Genomic DNA, 21,670 nt, shown 5'->3' on the forward strand with positions numbered 1-21,670 from the left:
TGTAAGATTCGGTCACTCAAAGCCAAGCTCCTTCAGCATTCCTGCGAGGGTCGCGGCGGCTGCTTCGCGTTGGGCTTCGAGCGTCGAGAGTGGCGTCCGATACTTATCCCACCAGGTCTCGAAGGCTGCAATCACGGCCCGTCGGTTTCTAGTGATCCGGTCTTCGGCCTCAGTCAAAAGATCGTGTTCCAACGCCTCGAGGACGATCTGGCGGGCCGACGTCTCGTCGAGGGTATTGCTGGCTGTCGCGAGCTGATCCGCGAAGGCTGCTTTTTCAGACTTGAGCTGCTTCTTGGCAGCCCTCAGCTTCCCCTTTAGTTTCGTGAGCTCGGCTGGAGAGAGGGATTCCTCGGCGGCTGCCGTGTCCTCATCGTCCTCTGAGGTGTTGGCGGCCTTGATCGCACCATCCAACTCCGTCGCCTCAGCCTCAAGCGCGGCCAGGCGGCCGAGATAGTCGGGTAGCAGCGCCCAGGCTACCTTGTGGTCGAGTGGGTTGACCTTGGCCTTCTCTTCCTCCAGCGCATCGAGAACTGTGGTGACCCAGGCCTCGATGAGCCCGCGGTAGCCGAGGGTGGCCAGCGCCTTGAGGTCCGGCAGGTTGGCGCCCCACCAGGACGCTATGACGCCACTAACCGCAAACTGGTCAAACAGAGGCGTGGTCTCCAGCGCAATGCGGAACGTTTCGATGAATTCCTTGCGGAGGTCCACCAAGTCGGCGGCTGACTCAAGCTTGTCAAAGCGGGGCTCTGCGGCCTTCCACCACAACCCAATAGCGCCAGTCACAGCCTCCTCGGCGCGGACAACACCCGAATCTGATTCGATCAAGCGCATGAGGTCGCGGCGCTCCGAGACGACATCGGCAAACTGTAGGTAATTGTCGCTATAGGGCGCGAAGAGATGGTCCGGGGCAAGCCCGTGCGCCGAGAACAGGTCTGCCTTTGCCTTCACCTCGTGCTTTGGGATACCGCCATGTAGGTGCGCCCTTACGTCCTGCGGCTCTGGTTCGGGTGTGGTGTCGACGTAGTGGCGGATGTTGAGGCTGTCGTCGTTCGCGGCCAGCTCACCTCGGGAGACGACGCGCGCGAAGCCAGGGACGTCCTCAAAGGTGCGATAGGCTGAGACGATCTTCTCGATGTGCTCGGGCTCCAGGTAGTTCTGCGCCCGACCCTCGCGGTAGTCTCGGTCCGCGTTGATGAAGAGTACTTTGCCGGCACGGTTCTTCGGCTTCGAGCCGACCGGCCTCAGCACGAGGATGCAGGCCGGGATGCCGGTTCCGTAGAACAGCTGGGGGCCGAGGCCGATGACCGCCTCGATCAGGTCGTCGTTGAGGAAGCCGCTACGGATCTTTCCCTCATCCCCGCTGCGGAACAGCACGCCGTGCGGCATGACCGTGGTGACAAGGCCACCAGTCCGGGTGACCGCCAGCATGTGCTGGACGAACATCAGGTCAGCTTTTTTACCCTTCTCTGGAGTGTGGCCGTAGCGGAACCGCTCGGGGAATGGGATGGCGTCGGCCGAGTAATTCATGGAAAAGGGCGGGTTGGTGATCACCCGATCGAACCGCTGTAGCTCTCCGCCGGTGATGTGCGCTGGGTCTTCGAGCGTGCCGTCGTCGTTGTTGCGGAGATCAGCATCGGGGATGCCGTGGAGCAGCATGTTCATCTTGGAGATTGCCCAGACGCTGCCGTCTTTCTCTTGGCCGGCGAGGGCGAGGTTGCGTCCGTCGCCTCCCGACTCCTCGACGTACTCCTTGGAGAGGATCAGCATGCCACCCGAGCCGGTGCACGGGTCGTATACGCTCATGCCAGGCAGCGGGTCAGCGATCTGTACCATCAGGCGGACGACGTCGCGTGGCGTGTAGAACTCACCGCCCTTCTTGCCGGCCGAGTCAGCAAAGTCCCGGATTAGGTACTCGTAGGCGGCGCCGAGGAGGTCGGGGAACTCAAAGTCCTGCTGGCGCAGCGGCACCTTGTTGAAGTGTGCGATCAACTCGCGCAGCTTCTTGTCGGACATCGACGACTGACCGATCTTGCGGTTGAAGTCGATGTGCTGCAGCACCCCGTCTAGCGACCGGTTGCTGTGTTCAAGATCCTCCAGCGCCTTGTTAAGCCCACTGCCGACAGACTTGTGGAGATGATCGCGAATCTGGTCCCAGCGTGCCCGGTGCGGGACGTAGAACGTGCGATAGAAGGAAGGCGACTCGGCCCGCTGCTCGGCCTCGGCCTGACTACGTCCCCTGGCCCGCTGCTCCGAGATGACCTGCTGCCGCTCCGACTCGAACTGGTCGGAGGCATATTTCAGGAATAGCATCCCGAAGATGTACTCCTTGTAGGCTGAGGCCTCCATGGAGCCGCGCAGCACGTCGGCAGCGGCGAACAGATGCCGCTCCAGCTGCGGCAAAGTCAAGCGAGGCATCCGGTAGCTCATCCTTCCTGTCGCGTGGCAGCCCTCGCTTCTGAGCCCGAGGCGGCTCAGGCGGAGCTACATCCTGCAACCTTAGCCGTGAGGGGCGATAGAACCGTGCCGGTCTCCTTGCGCCCGGTCCTTTGCATGCGGCTCACGTAGACTGCACTTTGTGGAGGCGGGGCGCTCGACAGGCTTGGTGCTCTCGTTCGACGAACTGTGGATATGGGTGTCTTGGGCGAGCCGAACTAGAGGGCGCCGTCCTGTACATCGCGGGTCACGTTGGGTAGGCGGTGGCATTCGGTGTCGTACACGGAGCCGGGGCGTCTATTGTCCAGCTAGGGGTGTTGACGACCTTGGTGAGTCCTTCGCGTTCGCCGGCCACCGTCCTGAGAAGTTCAAGTAGTCACTCCAAGCGGCCGCCTGAACCCTCGTAACCCTCGTCTATCGCTCGAGGTGAACCGCAGAGGTCGGGTCCCTGTACCTGACCGGAATGCCGAATAGTGGGGTCGCGGTAGCGATGGCATGAAACGCCACCCCGATGTAAACAGAGGCTGGAAGTACCCAGCGGACGTTAGCCGCGGAATATATGGATCTGTTGCCAGATGGTGTCGTGTGGCGCGTCCTTGTCGTCGAGGTTGCCAAGGGCCTCGACTGCTGTGATCACGGCTGAAGCGCGGCGATACTGGTCGGGGTGCTGCTGCCAGTACGCGTGCGGGCTCTTTAGCACGGCTGTAAGCAGGTCGCCGGGGTAGAAGTCGCCTTCGGCGAGTGGGTTCTGCTCGAGGTGGTTCAGCGCGACGGGGACCAGCACGTCGAGGCTCTCCTGCTGGAGCAGGAGCAGGCGAAGGTCTTCGATGTCCATCGCACTGATCGGCTTGTGGCGCAGCTCGTAGACGGTTTTGATCAGCCGGGTTGCGTCGGCTGGTGGGTTGCCCCAGCGGTGGTCTTCGATCTGCTCGAGGGTGAGCGATTCGTCGACGTCAGGACTGGTCCCCATGGCTCCTCGTGTCAGCTGTGGTGGTCGTGCTTGGGGCTGCTATCCGCGTGGTACCCACTGCTCACTGTAGTCGAGCAGTCGGCTGGCCTCGGACAGCTCGGCCTCGATGGCGGGCCGGTTTTCGGGCGCCAGTCGGGAGTCGCTGAGCTGGCGTTTTAGCCGGTTGATCTGGTTCGAGAGGCCGTTTTGGGCCTCTCTGACTTCGGTGACGTGGTCCCAAGGTGTGCCGTCGCCCTTTCGGGCTACGACTTCGCCGTTCAGCTCGCGGCGGGCTCCGTCGAGGTCCTTGTCGGTGAGGTGTTCCTTGAGCCGGTCCGTCTTGGTGGGCTTGGTCGGGTTGGCGCGGGGCTTGACGGGTTCGACGTGGTCGTCGGTCATGGCGTGTCGGGCGAGGTCGCCGACCGCGCCGACGGTCATCGTTCCGCCGGCGGCGATGCCGGCTGCAGACACTGCGTTGAGGGGTACGCCGGCGATGGCGCCGACGCCGGTGGCGTCGAGGGCGATGCCGGCGCCTTCTCCCGCTGAGCTGATCGTGGTCAGCGCGATTCCGCCGACTGCGGCGGCGGTGTCGACCGGGTGGTTGAGCATGGCGTTACCGAACGAGGCGAGGCTGTTTGCCGCGTGGGTGCCGAGGTCGGCGAGGAAGTTGCCAGCGTCATCGAGCCAGCTGGACTCTTGTGGCGCGACGTCCGCTTCGGTGTCGAGCATGCCGGCGATGGAATCCCCGGCCTCCGTCAGCTGTGCTCGGGCCCGGCTCAGCGTGTCACGGGCAGCTTGCCGTCCAGCTTCACCCGGATCGGTGAACGTTGGCGGCGGCTGGTTGTTGGCCTGAGCCTCGGCTGTGGCGGCGTCGTGCCGGGTTTTGGCCTGTTGAGTGGCGGCTTGGGCGTTGTTCCACTGGGCGATGGCTTCGCCGGCTTGGGTTTGGGCCCAGCGGAGAGTGCGCGCGTAGTCGGTCAGCAGTGATTCGCCGCGGTGCAGGGCGTCGGCGGCGTCGAACCACTTGTTCGGTTCGTAGCTGAACTTGTCGTGGAACGCGCGGGCGGCGGGGCCTTCCCAGGCTCCAGAGTCGATGGCTTTGAGTCCGTCGGCGGCCTGGCCGGCGAGATCGCCTCGGGCCTTCAGTACGCGGGCGTTCTCCTCGATCGCTTCGGGCTTGCCTGGGACGAGGGTTGCCGGGTCGGTGGTGTCTCCGAGTTCAGCCATCGTCCACCGGTCCCTGACCCGGGTCAGCGGTGAGCGAGCCGGCAGCAGCGGAGTCCGTGGCCCGGTACGCGGCAGCTGCCCTGGTCAGCACATTGCCGATCGCGTCCGCGTCGTCGGTCAAGATGTCGAGACCATCGCTCCAGCGGACGCAGAAGTTCATCAGCGCGTTGTGGATGCCGTCGTGTCCGTACAGGCGGGTGTCGCCGCACAGGTCGCGCAGCTCGAAGCTCGACTGGTCGGTCACGCTGTGCTTGATGCCGTTCGCCGCTTCCTCGACCTTGCCGACCTCGACGTGGAACCCAGGACCGTCCACTACTGAAACCAGCCCCCTCGAACACGTTCAGTACTCATCGAGTGTGGAGGATGCGGTCACCAATTGACAAGTGGCCGTGATCGTCAATAACGGCCCGAGACCCTGGCTACACGCGCCCGCGCGCCTCGGTCGGCGCGCTTACTAGCGTCGCTTCGTCAGGCTCGACACGAGCACGATCCCGTGACCACCAAGTTCACGCCGATCCAGCAGGAGGATGTCCAGGTCTGGGCCCACCGGGTGCTGTCCGGCGTTCGGCTGATTCCTCATCGCTGCTTGAATTCGGAGGGTGAACTCGGTTCCGGGCGCTGCGGTGGCCGCGTTCGATAGGTGAGTGCGCAGCTGGCGGGTGGCTGCTGGTCCGGCGACAAGTACGAGGATACGCTCGTCGGCTTCGAGCTCAGCCACGGCGCGGAGGATGTTCGCGGTGCGCTGCCACAGGGCGGTCGGTTGGTCGATGCGATCCGGCAGGTAGGCCAGCGCGACCGAGATCGTAACCGTGGGTGATGCCAGCTGCAGTGCTCGCACTGTGGCGTCATTCGTCAGGTCTTCCGAGAGTTCGATGCGGCTGGCGTCAGTGCCGCACTCGGTGAGGCACTGCACGAGGGCGTAGGCGACTGCGTCGGTGGCGAGCAGATGGTCGCGGCCTGCGGCGCTCTCCGCGTCGAGGTACGCGGTGAGCGCGATGCCGACGCTCACCCAATCGAGGCCGCCGAGGCCGGGCTGCCGGAAGTGTGGCAGCGTGCCGGTGCCGGGTTGCCATCCGTCGAGTAGCCGCTGGTACGGCTCGGGCAGCAGGTCGGACGCAGCCGCGGGTACAGCTCCGAGGACGTCGTCGCCGAGCAACAGGCCGAGTCGGACGATGTCGTCGAGCTGCAATCGCTGGGTCCCGGCCAGGCGTTTCTCCGCCGGTCGGAGCGAGTCCGGTGTTCCTAGCAGCTCAGCCAACGCCGAACCGGTGAAACGCTTGTCTGGCGATCGCCGCTGCCACGCCTCCCGCGCCGCGAGGAGGAGCAGGTGCTGCAGGTGCAGCGTGGCGACCTCCACCGGATCGTGATGAGCGGAAGGCCGCCAGCGAACCGCGGACCATCCGAACCCCTCAGGGAGAGAACTGCCCTCCGGAGCTGCCACTAGCTCAGAATCCGCGTCGCTTTTCGACGTGTCAACGTCGAAAAGCGACGCTCAAGGGTCGTACTCTGGTCAGGTGACAGACCTAGCTGGGACCGGTCACGATGCCGGACGCAACGACCTGCTGCTGGCGGTCGGCCGCGTCGTCGGGCACGGTGGCGCGCCGGTCACTGGCGTGCGTCTTCTGGACGCCGAGGTCGATGTGCTGGTGGTCGCGGACGAGCAGGAACGCCGTCGGCGTGTCGCGGCACGCGCGGGAAGCCTGGGTGATCTCGAAGTCGTGAGCGTTCTGGCGAATCTTCCGCGCTGGGAGCCGATGCCGCTGCGGACACTGTCAGCGCGTGAACGACGCGTTGTGTCGCGGGCACCGCACGGCTGCCTCAACATCGAGGCTGGTGCGGTGACACGGCTTGTCGGACCTCCGTTGTCGGCGGTACTCGCGGTCGTTCATGACGATGACTGGGATCGTGGCCTCAACACGGCGAGCCGGTTCGCTCCGGTCGCCACGCGCGTCCTGGTTCTGGACAGAGAGCCAGCTGAGCTACCGCTCGTCGTCGATGAGGCAGCCGAGTACGGCATCGGTCTGGCTGTCACGGCAGGCACGAGCGTGAAGATGCTGGTGCAGCCAGAGTGCTGGCGGGAAAACTACTTCACGCCAGGTGGATGGCTGTTCCGCGAACAGGCGTACCAGGCGTTTGCCGCTCAGATGAACACAGCTGGAGCAGACGTCACAATCCGAGTTTGAGCCACGTCCTCTGGCTATCGTCCATCGTGATGGCCCTGACCCGTGTCCGGCGGCGCAGGTCGGCGTACGCGTTCTCAACGGCTTGGCGATAAGCGTGCAGCCACGCCCGGCGATCGGCAACGGGGGTAGTCGTCAGCTGCGCGCCGAGCGGGAGCCACGCCCGCAGGTTGTGCCGATTCGCGACCGCATGATCCGCAGCCTTGTTCGTCAGCGTCGTCAGATCGCGTCCGCAGCAACCGGGCCGGGAGCAGATCGGCGGACGAGCGTTGCGGAACCATGGTTCGAACACCGCCTGGTGACGGAAGCTGTCGATCTCGGGAAGCAGCACGATGGGACTGCGATCCGGCGGCTCTTTCCTTGTCTTGGCGGGTCGACGGCCGGTGACGGTGTGCCGCAGGCCGGCGAGGTACCCGATCGACCCACCCAGCCCGCCATGGGCGAGCGCCTCGAACGCCGCGAAGTCACTCCGGTGCAGGAATACGTCCGCTGCCGACGAGGCGATGACCCGCAGCCCTTCAGCGACCTGCGCCTCAGCGAAGGGGTCGAACTGCCCAGTTACGATCAGCGCTACGGGATGGCGTGAGCGCTCCAGGATCGCGGCGGCCCTTACCCGCTCACTGCCAGTGAATAAGCGGGTCGGTACTGGGGTCGCAAGCACGACACCGGGAATAGTGAGCGCATTGGCTTGGGTGACAGCTGCATCCAGAGAGGCGAGATCACGGATGCGACCAGTGGGCGTCAATGCGAAGTCCGCGCCGTCGGCGAGCTGATCTTGCATGCAGGTCGCGAGTGACGGCGCCGCGCCACCGAGTATCGACGGTAGGTACATCGGCTCGGACGGGGTGGCCGTGTACCGCATGTATGCAGCTGTGTCCTTGCCGACGATCAGACGTGAACGATAGGTCGCCTTCACCGCGCGGGCTGCTCGAGCGCAACGCTCGTCCACGATCACGAGCCCGCTGAAAGCGGAGCCGACGACCTCGCCTACCGCGTCGGAGACCGACGCCGCGGAGGTGGCCACCAGCAAACGATCCTGCAACAGAGACCGCGTCGACAGCGAACTTGTCCGAGTTACCGTTGCCGCCACCTGCGCCTCCGCTACTGTCGTCGGTCTTCTCACAGTGACCGAGAAAACCGGCAAATCGCGGTTCGACACGCTGTAGGCCAGACCCAACCCAGCGCGACACTGCCCAGGCAGGCGCCACTGTGACCAACACTGGCGGTTACGGAGCGTATGCTTCTTTCTGCTCAGCTCAGTCGCGAAGTCTCATCATGCAGGGGACGGCGTTCATAGTCGACTTGAGCATGCACGGGCGATGGCGGTGTCGGCCGAGGAGGCGTCGCGCATGAGTGGGTCTCCGGTGGGCTCCGCTGCCGGACTAGTGCCCGGCACCACGCGACACTTCACGACACAGAAAGGCGCCGTGCCGGTGGGTGTTGCGTGGCGTCGCCCTAATGCCGATTGTGCAGGTGGAAACGAGAGAGGTTTTGTTTTCGAGTAATGTTGATTGTCGCCCTATGCTGGGCGATATTTCGGCAGTGGAGCACTCCGGGGAGTGCTCCACTGGTCCGTTCGCAGGGTACTGGTCCGACTCAAAGTGCTGCCGCAACGAATCCGCCTGCGGGGAGGAAAAACTGACCATTGACAACCGGCTAATGTGGTGATGCTGCCGATGTCCCTAGGTGGCTGGTGTTTTAGGTCGTGAAGGATCAGTGCGTGTCGGTCGCCTTGAGCAGGTGATCAGCCCGGCAGGATGACCGTCGTGGCTTTGGGACGCACACCCCGTCAGACCGACCTGTTGCGCTCGACCGTGGACTACTGCGCGGACCGGGTCGCCGCGGATTCGATCTACGGGATCCTGCACCGGGAGTGCTTCGCGCTGTTCCCGGACGAGATGTTCGCGGACCTGTTCACCGACATCGGGCGTCGGTCGGTGCCGCCGATGATCGTGGCGGTGGTGATGGTCCTGCAACGCGTCGAGGGCCTCTCGGACCGGGAAGCGGTCGACCGGTTCGCGTTCGACGCGCGGTGGAAGTACGCCGCCGGCGGGCTGGATTTCGACTATCCGGGGTTCGTGCACACGGTGTTGGTCGACATGCGCGCCCGGCTGGCCCGCTCGCCGCGGCCGGACCGGATCTTCCAGGTCGTGCTCGATGTCGCCCGTCAGGCGGGTCTGGTCGGGCGGCGGCGGGTGCTGGACTCGACCCCGATCTACGACGCGGTCGCCACGATGGACACCATCACCCTGATCCGCTCGGCGATCCGGGGGCTGCTCGCGGCAGCCGGCGCCGATCTGGCCGCCGTGCTGCGCGGCGCGATCAGGAGTGGGGATGACTACGCCGGCACCGCGAAGCCGCACATCGACTGGGACGACCGGGAGGCCCGGGAGGCGTTGGTCGATTCCCGGGCGCGGGACGGGTTCGCGATGCTGGCGCTGCTGGCGGGCTGCGAACTCGAGCGGGGTGTGGACCAGGCCGCGTGTCTGGTGGCCACGGTGCTGGGCCAGGATCTGACCGACGACGACGGGGTGTTTCGGATCGCCCGGCGGGTCGCCGCGGATCGGGTCATCTCGACGGTGGATCCCCAGGCTCGTCACGGCCACAAGACCAACGCCCGCGGTTTCGATGGCTACAAGGGGCATATCGCGATCGATCCGGACACCGAGGTCATCACCGCCACCGAGGTCACGCCCGGCAACAGCGGTGACGCCGAGGTCGCCGAGGATCTGCTGACCGACATCCTGCCCTCCGAAGCCGAAGCCGAAGCCGAAGCCGAAGCCGAAGCCGAAGCCGAAGCCGAAGCCGAAGTGCCTGTCGAGCCCGCAGAACAGGCGGCGGCCTACGGCGACGCGGCCTACGGAGCCGGGGAACTGCTGGAGCGGCTGGACAACGCCGGTATCCACAATGGACTTAAGGTGCAGCCGCCCGCGGCGGTGAAAGGTCACTTTCCCAAGGATCGCTTCGATATCGACCTCGAAGGTCAGACCGTGACCTGCCCCGCCGGCAACACCGTGCCCATCCGCGCCCGGACCGGCGAGCGTCACACCGGGCAGGCCCTGTTCGGCGCTCTGTGCGCCACCTGCCCGTTGGCCGCGCAGTGCACCACGGCCAAAGACGGCCGCAGGATCACCATCGGCCCCCACGAGAGGACCCTGGTCGCCGCCCGCGAACGCCAACACGACCCCGGCTGGAAGGCCGACTACCGGGCCACCCGCCCGAAAGTGGAACGCAAGATCGGTCACCTGATGCGCCGCCGTCACGGCGGACGCCGTGCTCGTGTCCGAGGACGCGTGAAAGTCGCCGCCGACTTCTCCTTGCTGGCCGCCGCGGTCAACCTCGCGCGGCTCGCCACGCACGGAATCACCCACACGGCAGGGAAATGGGTAGTGGCCACCGCCTGATCCGGGCGTGGGGCGGGCCATCATGGCCCGCAACGGCCGTTACCGAGCCCACACCCAGCCACGACGGCGCCCTGACCTGCCGATCCGCCTCGATCAGAGCAGGCAACCGCAGCGCCCTATTCGACGCCCACAGCCCAGCTCACGCACGTCAAGGCCCGTTCGACACCAGCCACCTAGGGGAGGAATACGGATGATCCAGGTCGGTGACGAGCAGATGATCCGTAGGTTCTGGGTTCGAGCCCCAGGCGGTCCACCAAAAGCCCAGGTCAGCGACTTGGGTCCCTCAGGCACCTCGCGCCCGGTCTCGACGCCTGGCTCGCCGACCTCGAGACCGCGGCCGAATTCTTTCCCGCTCCCTGAGCCGCGCTCAGTCGCGCACGGTCGGATCGCTCCGGATCGCCGTCCGTCCGGGCAGAACCCTTGGTACGGCAGGACTTTCTGCCCCCGGCAGCACCAAGCCGGCCCAGTCAGCGGTCCGCCGTCGTAGCGCGTGCTCTGGTCGAGCGTGAAGAACGGCACGTGCGCCTGGCCTGGGGTGACCGGCTCGCCGGCGAAGCCCAGACGAAGCCGACACGGTCGCCGTCGGGGCGGTCCGCGACGCCCGGCGCCACCGGTGTGCCGATCATCGGCAGGTCCGGGTTGCCCGTGGCAGACGACAGCGGTCACCGGTCCAAGGCCACCACCTTCGAGTTCGGGCGCTCGGTGTTGCGGCGGGTCTTGGCCCAGCCGTTGCGGCGCCGGACCAGGCGGAACGCCGCTCGCCACACCGTGATGTAGAACATGTAGATGTAGCACGCGTAGCCGAGCCCGTAGACGATCCCGCGCAGCGGCCCGGACCGGGGTTCGCAGTGCTTGCGGTACACCGGCCCCCAGATGAGGAACGGCAGCAGCCCGGCGATGCCGTACACCAGCATGTACTTCCACGCGCCGCCGCTGAACCAGGCCCAGACCGCCGCCGGTTCGTCCATTGTCTGCAGTGCCAGCAGCACGAACGGGATCGGGTAGACCAGGCTGCCCAGCAGCTGCATCCACGGCTGCGCGAGGTAGTAGAGCATCTCGGCGGCACCGAACGTCGACAGGTTCGGGGACCGCCAGATCCGGCGGGCGTACCGGGCGCACTGCATTGTGCCCTGGCTCCAGCGGGTGCGCTGGGCGAGGAACCGGCGCATGCTGTACAGGCCCTCCTGGTCGACGTGCGTGTCGATGGTGAACCCGGTCTTCCAGCCCGCGGTCAGCAGGTGAACGCCGAGTTCGAAGTCCTCGAGCAGCGAGCCGCGCCACGGACGGCGTCGCGGGCCGGCTATCGAGTCGAGCGCCGAGAGCCGGGTGAACTGGCCGTTGCCGCCCATCGCGATCGTTCCGGTGTGACCGCGGGACATCTGGATCGCGGCGATCGCGGTGCGGAACTCGAGGTCCTGCATGCGCACGAGGGTCCGGCCGAGCGTGCGGCGCAGCTTGTTCTCGGTGCGGGGCGCCGTCCCGCGGTTGCCCATCCGGACGTCGATCTGCACCGCGCCGACGGACGGGTCGCCGAAGAGGTGGGCGGCCGTGCACACGTACATGCAGTTCCCGGCCGGTCGCCCGTCGGCGTCGACCACGACGACGATCGTGTTCCCGGCGTCCGCGTGACGTCCGGCCCATGCGCGCAGGGCCCGGTAGGCGGCGTTGAGCGCGTCGCTCTTTCCGGTGCGCGCGTGGGGACGGCGTCGTTCCACGACGTGCAACCGGGGATCCCGCCGGTGCGGTGGACCCTGCATCCGCAGCACGACTTCGAGGGTGCGGTCGTCGGAATGGTCGTCGATCACCCACACATGCGCGGCCGAAAACCGGGTCCGCAAGTAACGGATCGTGTCGCCGATGACGAGTTCTTCGTCCCGGCACGGCACGAAGAAATGCCATTGGAAAAGCGTCGGATCACCGGGCCAGGTGGGACGGTGCCGCAGGTACGGCACGATAATCCCGCAGACGTAGAGTACGAACGCCGCGCTCATGACAATCGCGAACGCCTGAGCGCAGCTCAGCAAGAATGACAAACTCAATGCGTCGCTCCGTGGGTGAGGAACCGAGCCGGATCAAGGTGCCGGCCACCGTCGTCGGCCCCTTTGCCGAGGTGTGTCGGCTGGACAATAATGCCGTCGCTCTTCGACGTCCTGGGCGGGGGTCGATCACTCGCTCGGGGTCCTTTGTCCGGGGCGCCGCCCACAAACTCCGTGTTCAGCCGGGTCGGCAACCCCTCTCGGGCTACTTAAACCCCACTATCAGGTGTTGTCCGTGCGCCCCGTTTGCGCTATTTCTCCCGCTGCGGATAGTGTCTCGATCGATTCATTCGGGTTCTGCGGTGCAGCGTGCGTCCGGTATGCCGACGCGCGCCACGCGGTCTTGTCAAAAACGGAGAACAAAACGTGTATCGGCCTGGAATCGGTGGCGTCGTCGGGGGCAGCGGGATTCTCGCGTCGACCGGAGCGAACTTGACGTGGTGGATCGTCTTCGGCGTTGTCAGCCTTGTCGTGGGCGTGGTCCTCGTGCGGGTCACCCGGCGCCGCCGGCAAAGCGGCAACGCCTGATCGTCCACAGCGGACAGCGCGCTCGCAGTTGCTTTCCGACCCCGCTCCCGGCAGCAGCCGGGAAGTACACGAAGAGGAGAAACAGGCAATGCACCCTTGGGCCAAGCGCGGGCTCCAGTCCGCGATGTTGGCCGGCGGCCTGCTGATGCTGGGCACCGGCATCGCGTCCGCCGAGGAGCAGGTCAACCCCGACCTGGCTCCGTCGCCGCTGGACGGTGGCGCCAGCGTGCCGATCCAGGTCCGCAAGATCAACCTCGGCACCCCCGCCGGTGAATCGCCGCTGCCGCTCGACGTCGACAACGAGGTCAGCACCGGCACGGTGCTCCACGACTCGAGCGAGCCGCTCGCCGGTGTCCTGCTGGGCAACGTCGTCAAGCCCGACGTGTCGGCTCCGGTCCAGATCACGGGCTGGGCGCTCGGCGCGGGCGGCGACTCGCACGTGGTGAACGACTCGGAGCAGGTCCACAAGCAGGGCGGCCCGATCACCACCACGGGGGAGGGCAAGCCGCTCGCCGGCAACGTCGTCACCGCGCCGGTGACGACCCCGATCGGGGTCAACAACCTGGCGTTCGGCACGCTGTCCAACGCGACGGTCGACGGCTTAGCCGACCAGGACAGCACGGTCGGCGGCCCGGTGACCACCAACGGCGACAAGGGCGTCGTCTCGGGCACCATCGCCGCGGTCCAGGGTGCGCTGCCGATCGGGGTCAACAACACCGCCGCGGGCTGGGGTGGCACCGGAACGGTCAACACCACCACGACCCAGGGCGCCCACTCGCCCGGTCAGCTGACCACCAGCGGGAAGGACGGCGTCGCCGCCGGCACCGTCGCCGGTGTTCCGGTGGCGGTCGCTCCGCAGGTCGACGGGACCGCGGCCGCCTGGGGAGGCAAGGCCACCGCGAACACGGTCAACACGGTTCTCGCGGAGGCCGGCACGACTGAATCCGTCTCGCGGGGCGCCCTCGAGAGCGGGCCGTACGCGACGACGTTCGGCGACGGCTCGCTGGCCGGCGGGACCGCGCTCACCCCGGAGGTGGCGGGCCCGGTCGCGGTGAACGGCACCTCGGGTCCCTGGGGCGGCCTCACCCACGCCGACTCCGTGAACAACCTCAACGCGAACACCGGTGGTGGCATCGTCACCGACGGCGTCAAGTCCGTCGCCGGCGGCACGGCCGCCGAGGCCCCGGTGGCCCTCCCGGTCACCGTGCTCGGCACCGCGGGCGCGTGGGGCGGCGAGGCCTTCGCGACCTCCGAGAACAACGTCGGATCGGTGGCCGGTGGCGAAGTCGTCACCAACGGCGCCGACGCGCTCGCCGCCGGCAGCGTCGTCCACCCGCAGGTGGCCGGCCCGGTCGAGGTCAACTGCACGTCCGGCCCGTGGGGCGGCGTCACCGGCACCGACTGCGCCAACGACTACACGGCGCAGGCGGGTGGCGGCGACGTGACCAACGGCGACCACTCCGTCGCCAGTGGCACGGTCGCCGACGCGCCGGTCGCGCTGCCGGCGACCGGCAACCACAACTCCGCCGCGTGGGGCGGCCTGGCCGACGCGACCGGCATGAGCTTCATCGACTCGACGGCGGGCGGTGACGTCTACACCGGCGGCAGCAGCTCGCTCGCCGGCGGCACGGTCGCGCACCCGCAGGTGGCCGAGCCCGTCGTGGCGTCCTGCAACACCGGCGCCTGGGGCGGCATCACCTCCACCCACTGCACGCACGAAAACACCGCGCACGCGGGCGGCGGCCAGGCGACCAACGGCGACAGCTCGATCCTCGGCGGCACCGTCGCCGACGCGCCGGCCACGCTCCCGGCCCAGGTCTGCGGCACCGCGGCCGACTGGGGCGGCATCTCCACCGCCGAGTGCTACACGACCGTCGACTCCGTGGTGGGCGGCAACACCTACGACCACGGCGACGAGTCCGTGGGCGGCGGCAACATCGTCGGCCCGTCGCTGGCCGGCGACGCCGACGTCCTCTGCAACGCCGGTGCGTGGGGCGGCATCCCGACCTCGTCGTGCTCCAACGCCGAGAACGTGGTCGCGGGCGGTTTCCAGGGCACGTCGGGCAACAACGCCGTCGCGGCGGGCAATCTCGTCGACGCGCCGCTGGCGACGCCGGTCGAGGTGCTCAACGGCGCCTACGCGTGGGGCGGCATCCCGACCTCGACGATGACCGAGCACAAGTGCCTCACCTCGGGCGGGGACAACAACACCGACGACGACGGCGGTGTGGTCTCCAGCAACATCGTCTCCGCGCCGGAGGCCATCGGCGCCCAGGTGATGAACATCGCCGGTGCGTGGGGCGGCAACCCGACCAGCCACGGCGACTTCATCACCCACGTTCACACGGGCGGCGCCGACTCCGCGACCGGCAAGGGCGGCGCGGTCGCCGGCAACATCGTCGACCAGGCGAGCTCGCTGCCGGTGCAGGTCACCACGATCGGTGCCACTTGGGGCGGCCAGGCCGAGGCGATCGGCACCAACGACACCGAGTTCACCTCCGGCGGCCCGAACTACGCCGACGGTGACAAGGGCGCGGTGGCCGGCAACGTCGTCGAGGCGCCGATCGGGGGCGCGGGCCAGGTCAGCAGCTGGGCGGTGTCCTGGATCGGTGGCGCGGTCACCGCCGCGGACAACGACGTCAGCTCGCACGCAGGTGGCACGACGTACACCTCCGGCGTGGCCGGTGCGATCGCCGGTGACGCGGTCGCGGCGCCGACCCAGCCGTTCGTCCAGGCGACCGGTCAGTCGATCTCGCTGATGGCCGGCACGGTCAACCACACCGAGAACACCGACGACCTCGTGTCCGGCGGCCCGATCGTCACCGACGGCACCACCGGAGCGCTCTCGGGCGACATCCTCTCGGCCGACCCGCAGGCGATGCCGCAGGTCTACGGCCTGGGCATCTCCGCCATCGGGTCCGCGACGAACGACGTCCAGAACGACCTGACCGCGACCGACGGCGGCGACGAGACCACCGCCGGCAGCGGTCAGCTCAGCGGTGCCCTGCTCGACGTGCCGGTCGCGGCCGACCCCGAGGTGTTCCGCTGGGGCGTCGGCGCGCTGTCGACGGTGAACAACCACGTCGACAGCACGGTCGACAGTCAGGTCAGCGGCACTCCGACGGCGAAGCCGGCGGTGCAGATCCCGGTGGGCCTGGTGCCGCAGGTGAAGAACGTGACGATCCCGATCCTGGCCGAGGTGCTCAACACGGGCACCGACACGACCGACGTCGTGGTCGGGCGGACCGAGGCCGCGCAGATCCCGGTCGAGCTCGACCTGACCGGCGTGCTCGGTGGCGTGTCACCCCTGGCGCGTGAGGACATGGCGTCCCGGGCCGACGCGCCCGGCCTCGGCGCCGACGGCCTCGGCGGCGCGATGGAACTGCTCGGCAACGGGTCGGCGCAGGCTGCCGGCGAAGTCACCGGTGCACTGGGCTCGGTGTCGGGCAAGACCCTCGGTGGCCTGCCGGCCACCGTGGCCGGTGCCGCCGGGCACGAGTCGCGCAGCGACAGCCCCGTGCCGGTGGTTCCGGTGGTGGCCGGGCCGGCGGGCAGCGGCCTGCTGTCGCCGGTGAAGCCGCCGCGCATCTCGGTGCTGGACGTGCCGATCCAGCCGTGACCAGCCTCGCCTGAGCGAAGGGGCCCTGGAGCGAACCGCTCCAGGGCCCCTTCGCCGTTAGGGTGACCGGCATGGACGCGACCAGATGGCTCATCGTTCTCCGGCACGCCAAGTCGGACTGGTCGGACAACCTCCCGGACCACGAGCGTCCCCTCGCACCCCGGGGCATTCGTGACGCGCCCAGGCTCGGCCGGTGGCTCACCGAGGCCGGGCACGTTCCCGAACTGGTCGTCTGCTCCACGGCCCGCCGCACCAGGGAAACCTGGCAGCGCGTCAGCGACGAACTCCCCGCGAAGCCGCCGGTCGAGTACGACGAAAACCTCTACGGCGCCGACGTCGCGGAGTTCCTGAACGCCGCCCGCAGGACGCCGCCCGAGGTCACCACGCTCGCGCTCGTCGGGCACGAGCCGGGTGTCAGCGATCTGACGCTGCACCTCGCCGGGATCGGCGAAGACACCCGCGAGGTCCAGACCAAGTTCCCCACGGGCGCGGCGGCCTTGCTCGCCACCACCGATCCCTGGGACGCGCTGACCACCGCCCGGCTCGTCGCCTTCTTCCGGCCCCGCGACGTCTCAGCCTGATCGTTCCCAGCGGTCTGGTGTGGATCAGACGCCGGCCACCTGGGAAATCCAGCTGCGATAACGCGTGATGTTCGTGTAGGCGGTGTTGTTCGACCGGTCGCTGGTCGACGCGACGCCGACCTGACGGCCGGAGGCGAACATCGGGCCGCCCGAATCGCCGCCGGCCGTGATGCCGTTGACGCGGTTCGCGCACACCGCGACACCGCCGGTGTAGTCGCTGCAGCCGATCGAATTCACCCGCACCGTCGCGACCTTGAGGTACCGCGACTGGCAGTTGATCTCGGAGCCGCACTGGCTGGTCGCGCCCCAGCCGTAGACCGAGACGTTCTGGCCGACCGAGACGTCGCCGACGCTGCCGAGCGGGGAGTAGGTGGCGCTCACCGAGGTGGTGAGCCGCACGATCGCCAGGTCGGCGGAGCCCGGGTACCGCGTGATGGTGGAGCCGGTGGCCGGCGTCCCGCCGCTGGTCTGGTCCAGGCTGCCGATCCGGAACGTGTAGGTGCCGGAGCCGCTCACGCAGTGCTTTGCGGTGAGGATGTACTGCGGCGCGATGATCGTCGCGGTGCAGTTCTGCGTGCCGTTGACGAACAGGCGGGCCGCCCAGGGGCCGCTCGAGGCGGTGCTGCCGCCGATGATCGACGGCTGGGCCTGGGGAGTGCTGTCGGCGGCCGCGGGACCGCCGAGACCGGCGACGGCCAGTGCGGTGCTCGCGGCCAGCAGGACGAATTTGCCGAATTTCACGCTTGCTCCTTCGGTGCGGAGAGCCCGCCCGGGAAAGCCGGTGGGGACCGAACGAGAAGAGTGTCCGAGTTTTCGGCGAATGTCCGGAACCGACGAAAGTCGCCGGTCGAATCCGTATTTATTTCCGCGCGACGGGGTACGTGCAGTTCCCCGTACTGTTCCGCGTCCGAGAGACTTACCCGGGCGGCGACGCTCAGGCCGCGACCTTCGCGGGGGCCGTCTTCCGCAGCCAGTACAGCCCGATCACCGGCAGCACCAGCGGGATGAACAGGTAGCCCTCGCCGTAGACCGACCAGACGGTCGGGTGCCGGAAGGCGGCGGCGTCGACGAGGCTCAGCGTGCCGATGGACAGCACACCCAGCAGCTCGATCGAGCAGGCCGCGAGGGCCACGCGCCACCAGCCGTCACCACGGCGGGCCAGCGCGATCGTCGCGACGATGTAGACGGCCGCGGCGAACGCCGAGAGCACGTAGGCGAGCGGGGCCTCGTGGAACTTCGTGCTGATCTGGACGCCGGCCCGCGACGTCGCGGCCAGCGCGAAGATCGCGTACACGGCTACGAGCACCCGTCCCGGGCCGCTGGCCGTCCTACGCTGTTGCTCCACTCCACACCTCGTTCAGTCGCAGCACCATCACCGGGATGGCCAGGCAGGCGATGCCGAGCACCGCCGTGCTCGACCGGCTCCGTTCGGCCAGCGCCCAGGCGGCGCCGACCGGCAGCACGATCAAGCAGCCGATCAAGTAGGCCAGGTAGGTCGCCAGGCTGTCCGGGCGGTCACCGCCGGCGAGCAGCACGATCCCGATCACCAGCTGGACGACCAGCAGCAGTTCGACGACACCGAGCGCGATCAGGAGCGGGTTGTCCGGCAGCCGGTTGCGAGCCGACTGGAGGAAACTCCAGAGCGCGACGAGCGTGGCAGCCACGGCGACCGTCACGGCGAATCCGAAGACCACCCGTTCCTCCTTTCCGGTGCGGCCAACTTACTCCGTGGTACCGGCGGGGCCGCCGGCCGAGGCGCGTGAGCGTGGCGTGGACCACCGTCGGGATCCTGGGAGGACAGCAGGACTCACGCGATCCGCGCGTACCAGGAAAATCGATCACGGAACGGCCTTGATGGCATTCTGTCAATTCGATGGTTTATTCCGCCCGATCCTTGTGTGGACCTGGGGGAATGACGGAAAAAGCTTCGTGTTACACCACTACCGAGTGGATGCCCGCCGCGAAAAAATCACCCTGCGTTCGGCTACTGAGTGGTAAGCGTCCTTTTCGTCACCTCGGATAGCCCAGTTGAACCCCCGGGTTGGCGGATTGGCCCAGGGCCGTTCGGCATGGGGGAATATTCCTCGTCCCGGAGCCGCGGCGTACCGGGGGAGCACACGGAGGGGTATCCCGGATGGACCTGCGCTACGAAGCATTCTGCTTCGCCGACCCGTTGTTCTACGACGAACAACAGGAAATCGGTGCGCCGGTCGACGACTTCGCCGCCGAGTTGCCGGCACCGGGCGCCGGCTGGGTCACTGCCGACCGCGGGGTCTGGCGGCTGCTCCACCCGGAGGGTCGCGTTCTGCCTGGTCAGGGCTGGAAGATCCACGTTTCCGCTGGTCTGGACAACGCCCGGCGGGTGCTCGCGCAGGTGCACGAGTACTGCGTCGAGCACCGGATCTCCTACAAGCACCTCCGCTCGGTGCTGACTCTGCTCGCGCGGAATTCGAAATACGCCCCGCGTGACGGCAGCGCGAAGCTGGTGACCATTTACCCGGCCGACGACGGCGAACTCGAGCGGGTTCTCGAAGACCTGTCGGCACGCCTCGAGGGCGAGCGCGGCGCGTATATCTTGAGCGACCTGCGATACGGTGACGGACCACTCTACGTCCGTTACGGTGGATTCGCCGAGCAGTGGGTCGAACACGACGGCAACCGCGTCCTGGCGATCCGCAAGCCGGACGGAAGACTGGTGCCCGACAAGCGGGAACCGAAGTTCTCCGTCCCCGATTGGGTGAAGATTCCGACCTGTTTGCAGAGCAGCATCGCGGCGCGCAAAGGTGGTGACCCTGCTCAGTTCCCCTATCGGGTGACAAATTCCCTGCACTTCTCCAACGGTGGCGGTGTGTACCTGGCCGACCCCAAGGCGGGCGGTGCCCAAGCCGTCCTCAAGGAGGGCCGCCCGTACGCCGGCCTCGACAGGGCGGGGGTCGACGCCGTCGAACGGCTGCGCCGTGAACACAAGGTGCTCGAGCGGCTGGCCGACGTCCCCGGGGTGCCGCGCGTCTTCGAGCGGTTCACCGTCTGGGAACACCACTACCTGGCCATGGAGTACCTGCCGGGCCATTCGCTGGGCAACTGGCTGGCCCGCAACTACCCGTTGACCCGGCGCGGCATGACGGACGCCGACCTCGCCGCCTACACCCGCCGCGCGCTGGACGTCATCGCCGGGGTGGAGCGGACTATCGAGGCGATCCACGCCCGCGGCATCGTCTTCGGCGACCTCCACCCGTTGAACATCCTGATCGACGAAGACCAGGACGGCCGGATCTCCCTGATCGACTTCGAGATGGCGTTCGAAGCCGAGTCGGGCGACCGCCCGGCACTGGGCGCGCCGGGATTCCGCGCCCCGGCCGACCGCACCGGTTTCGAGATCGACGAGCACGCGCTCGCGGCGTTGCGGCTGTGGCTGTTCCTGCCGCTCTCCCCGCTGACGGAGCTCGCCCCGGCGAAGCTGCGCGGCATCGCCGACTTCGTCGAACGCCGGTTCGCGCTGCCTGCGGGGTATGCCGACGCCGCGGTCGCGGTGCTGGCCCCGCGTGCAGCGTCCGCGGAGCCGGCACCGGTCCACACCGAGCTCGACGAGGACGAACCGGACTGGCAGCTGGTCCGCAAGCAGATCGCGGAGGCGATCCTGGCCAGCGCGACGCCCGGGCGCCACGACCGGCTGTTCCCCGGCGACATCGAGCAGTTCCGGCTCGGGGGCGCCTGCTTCGGTGTCGGTGCCGCGGGCGTGCTGCACGCCCTCGACGTCATCGGCGTCGGCCGGTTCCCCCAGCACGAGCGCTGGCTGATCGAGTCGGTCCACCGTGACCCGCCGACCCGGCCCGGTTTCTACGACGGCAGCTACGGCATCGCCTACGTCCTGGAGAACTTCGGGCACCACGACGAGGCGAGCAAGCTGCTGACGTCGTCCGCGCAGCTCGTCGAGCAGACGACCGACCACGCCCTGGAGAGCGGACTGGCCGGCATCGGGCTGACCATGCTGCACTTCGCGACGGTTCGCCAGGACAACGAGTTCGGCCGCCAGGCCCTGACCACAGCCGTCCGGCTGGCCGAATCGCTGGACACCGCGACACCGCCCGGCAACTTCGCCCGCGCCGGCCTGCTGTCCGGCTGGTCCGGACCCGCGCTGCTGTTCGTCCGGCTCTTCGAGCGCACCGGCGAGCCGGCCTGGCTGTCCTTCGCCGACCAGGCACTGTGCCGCGACCTCGAAGAATGCGTCGAGGCCGACGACGGCTCGCTGCAGGTCCGCGACGGCGCGGCTCGCACGCTGCCCTACGCCGGCGTCGGCAGTGCCGGGATCCTCCTCGTCGCCGAGCAACTGGCGCGCCACCGCCCGGCCGCCGAAGCCTGCGAGAGCCTCCCCGGCCTGCGCGAATCATGCCGCGGCGAGTTCGTCATCCACCCCGGCCTGCTCTACGGCCGGTGCGGTCTGGCGGCCGCCCTCGGCACGAACCCCGACCCCGAGCCGCCGATCCGCACGGCGATCGACCTGCACCTGGCCCGGCTCGCCTGGTACGCGGTGCCGTACAAGGGCGGCCTCGCCTTCCCCGGCAACCAGCTGCTGAGACTGTCGATGGACGTCAAGACCGGCAGCGCGGGGATCCTCCTCGCCCTCGCCGCCCTCCTGGACGGCAAGGAGGTGCTGCCCTTCCTGGGTGGCACGCCGTCCCTCCAGACCACCGGTCGCTGACCGGCGGATCCGCA

General features: G+C 68.0%; 15 protein-coding genes. 5 read left to right on the top strand and 10 right to left on the bottom strand.

Annotated elements, in window-relative coordinates:
• Nucleotides 1–12 precede the first annotated feature (12 nt).
• The 5 genes from A3CE_RS0125350 to A3CE_RS0125370 all read right to left on the bottom strand — a co-directional run bounded on the left by A3CE_RS0125350 (nt 13) and on the right by A3CE_RS0125370 (nt 5,966).
• Nucleotides 13–2,427, bottom strand: a complete 2,415-nt coding sequence (locus tag A3CE_RS0125350; protein ID WP_020642920.1) for an HsdM family class I SAM-dependent methyltransferase — start codon at nt 2,425–2,427, stop codon at nt 13–15.
• A gap of 550 nt (nt 2,428–2,977) precedes the next feature.
• Nucleotides 2,978–3,403 (bottom strand): contact-dependent growth inhibition system immunity protein, encoded by a 426-nt coding sequence (locus A3CE_RS0125355; RefSeq protein ID WP_020642921.1) that lies wholly within the window; start codon nt 3,401–3,403, stop codon nt 2,978–2,980.
• 39 nt (nt 3,404–3,442) lie between these two features.
• On the bottom strand, nt 3,443–4,609 hold the full coding sequence (locus A3CE_RS0125360) for a putative T7SS-secreted protein (RefSeq protein ID WP_020642922.1): 1,167 nt from the start codon (nt 4,607–4,609) through the stop codon (nt 3,443–3,445).
• Entirely contained in the window at nt 4,602–4,922 is a 321-nt protein-coding gene (locus A3CE_RS0125365) for a hypothetical protein (RefSeq protein ID WP_020642923.1), read from the bottom strand. The genes A3CE_RS0125360 and A3CE_RS0125365 overlap by 8 nt, the downstream gene beginning before the upstream one ends.
• Nucleotides 4,923–5,063: 141 nt before the next feature.
• Nucleotides 5,064–5,966 (bottom strand): hypothetical protein, encoded by a 903-nt coding sequence (locus A3CE_RS0125370; protein WP_020642924.1) that lies wholly within the window; start codon nt 5,964–5,966, stop codon nt 5,064–5,066.
• 157 nt (nt 5,967–6,123) lie between these two features.
• Here A3CE_RS0125370 and A3CE_RS56700 point away from each other — a divergent pair, with 157 nt between their 5' ends.
• Nucleotides 6,124–6,792, top strand: a complete 669-nt coding sequence (locus A3CE_RS56700; protein ID WP_125591917.1) for a hypothetical protein — start codon at nt 6,124–6,126, stop codon at nt 6,790–6,792.
• Here the strand turns inward: A3CE_RS56700 and A3CE_RS0125380 are convergent.
• A complete protein-coding gene (locus A3CE_RS0125380; RefSeq protein WP_020642925.1) occupies nt 6,776–7,813 on the bottom strand; it encodes a hypothetical protein in 1,038 nt (345 codons plus the stop codon). The genes A3CE_RS56700 and A3CE_RS0125380 overlap by 17 nt on opposite strands.
• A gap of 742 nt (nt 7,814–8,555) precedes the next feature.
• Here A3CE_RS0125380 and A3CE_RS0125385 point away from each other — a divergent pair.
• Nucleotides 8,556–10,193 (top strand): IS1182 family transposase, encoded by a 1,638-nt coding sequence (locus tag A3CE_RS0125385; protein ID WP_211231843.1) that lies wholly within the window; start codon nt 8,556–8,558, stop codon nt 10,191–10,193.
• A gap of 662 nt (nt 10,194–10,855) precedes the next feature.
• On the opposite strand, the gene A3CE_RS0125390 is transcribed toward A3CE_RS0125385, so the two are convergent.
• Entirely contained in the window at nt 10,856–12,232 is a 1,377-nt protein-coding gene (locus tag A3CE_RS0125390; RefSeq protein WP_043791059.1) for an XrtP-associated glycosyltransferase, read from the bottom strand.
• Between the two features lie 613 nt (nt 12,233–12,845).
• On the opposite strand from A3CE_RS0125390, the gene A3CE_RS0125395 reads away from it, so the two are divergent.
• On the top strand, nt 12,846–16,376 hold the full coding sequence (locus A3CE_RS0125395) for a beta strand repeat-containing protein (protein ID WP_020642927.1): 3,531 nt from the start codon (nt 12,846–12,848) through the stop codon (nt 16,374–16,376).
• 71 nt (nt 16,377–16,447) lie between these two features.
• Nucleotides 16,448–16,957: a SixA phosphatase family protein gene (locus A3CE_RS0125400; RefSeq protein ID WP_026468842.1), complete on the top strand. Its 510-nt coding sequence runs from the start codon at nt 16,448–16,450 to the stop codon at nt 16,955–16,957.
• Between the two features lie 24 nt (nt 16,958–16,981).
• Here A3CE_RS0125400 and A3CE_RS0125405 read toward each other — a convergent pair whose 3' ends face one another.
• The 3 genes from A3CE_RS0125405 to A3CE_RS0125415 all read right to left on the bottom strand — a co-directional run bounded on the left by A3CE_RS0125405 (nt 16,982) and on the right by A3CE_RS0125415 (nt 18,651).
• Nucleotides 16,982–17,698 carry a S1 family peptidase gene (locus A3CE_RS0125405; RefSeq protein WP_020642929.1) on the bottom strand — a complete coding sequence of 239 codons (717 nt, stop codon included), beginning with the start codon at nt 17,696–17,698 and terminating at the stop codon, nt 16,982–16,984.
• A 193-nt stretch (nt 17,699–17,891) separates the two neighbouring features.
• Nucleotides 17,892–18,263 (bottom strand): hypothetical protein, encoded by a 372-nt coding sequence (locus tag A3CE_RS0125410; protein ID WP_020642930.1) that lies wholly within the window; start codon nt 18,261–18,263, stop codon nt 17,892–17,894.
• A gap of 22 nt (nt 18,264–18,285) precedes the next feature.
• Nucleotides 18,286–18,651 (bottom strand): hypothetical protein, encoded by a 366-nt coding sequence (locus A3CE_RS0125415; RefSeq protein ID WP_020642931.1) that lies wholly within the window; start codon nt 18,649–18,651, stop codon nt 18,286–18,288.
• Between the two features lie 440 nt (nt 18,652–19,091).
• Here A3CE_RS0125415 and lanKC point away from each other — a divergent pair, with 440 nt between their 5' ends.
• A complete protein-coding gene (gene lanKC, locus A3CE_RS0125420) occupies nt 19,092–21,656 on the top strand; it encodes a class III lanthionine synthetase LanKC (protein ID WP_020642932.1) in 2,565 nt (854 codons plus the stop codon).
• The last annotated feature ends 14 nt before the right edge of the window (nt 21,657–21,670 follow it).

The sequence above is a fragment of the Amycolatopsis balhimycina FH 1894 genome (genome assembly GCF_000384295.1).
Taxonomy (GTDB): Bacteria; Actinomycetota; Actinomycetes; order Mycobacteriales; family Pseudonocardiaceae; genus Amycolatopsis; species Amycolatopsis balhimycina.

Coding starts and splice junctions, on each gene's coding strand:
- A3CE_RS0125400 (WP_026468842.1), top strand. CDS start 16,448: ATGGACGCGACCAGATGGCTCATCGTTCTCCGGCACGCCAAGTCGGAC.
- A3CE_RS0125360 (WP_020642922.1), bottom strand. CDS start 4,609: ATGGCTGAACTCGGAGACACCACCGACCCGGCAACCCTCGTCCCAGGC.
- A3CE_RS0125350 (WP_020642920.1), bottom strand. CDS start 2,427: ATGAGCTACCGGATGCCTCGCTTGACTTTGCCGCAGCTGGAGCGGCAT.
- lanKC (WP_020642932.1), top strand. CDS start 19,092: ATGGACCTGCGCTACGAAGCATTCTGCTTCGCCGACCCGTTGTTCTAC.
- A3CE_RS0125395 (WP_020642927.1), top strand. CDS start 12,846: ATGCACCCTTGGGCCAAGCGCGGGCTCCAGTCCGCGATGTTGGCCGGC.
- A3CE_RS0125355 (WP_020642921.1), bottom strand. CDS start 3,403: ATGGGGACCAGTCCTGACGTCGACGAATCGCTCACCCTCGAGCAGATC.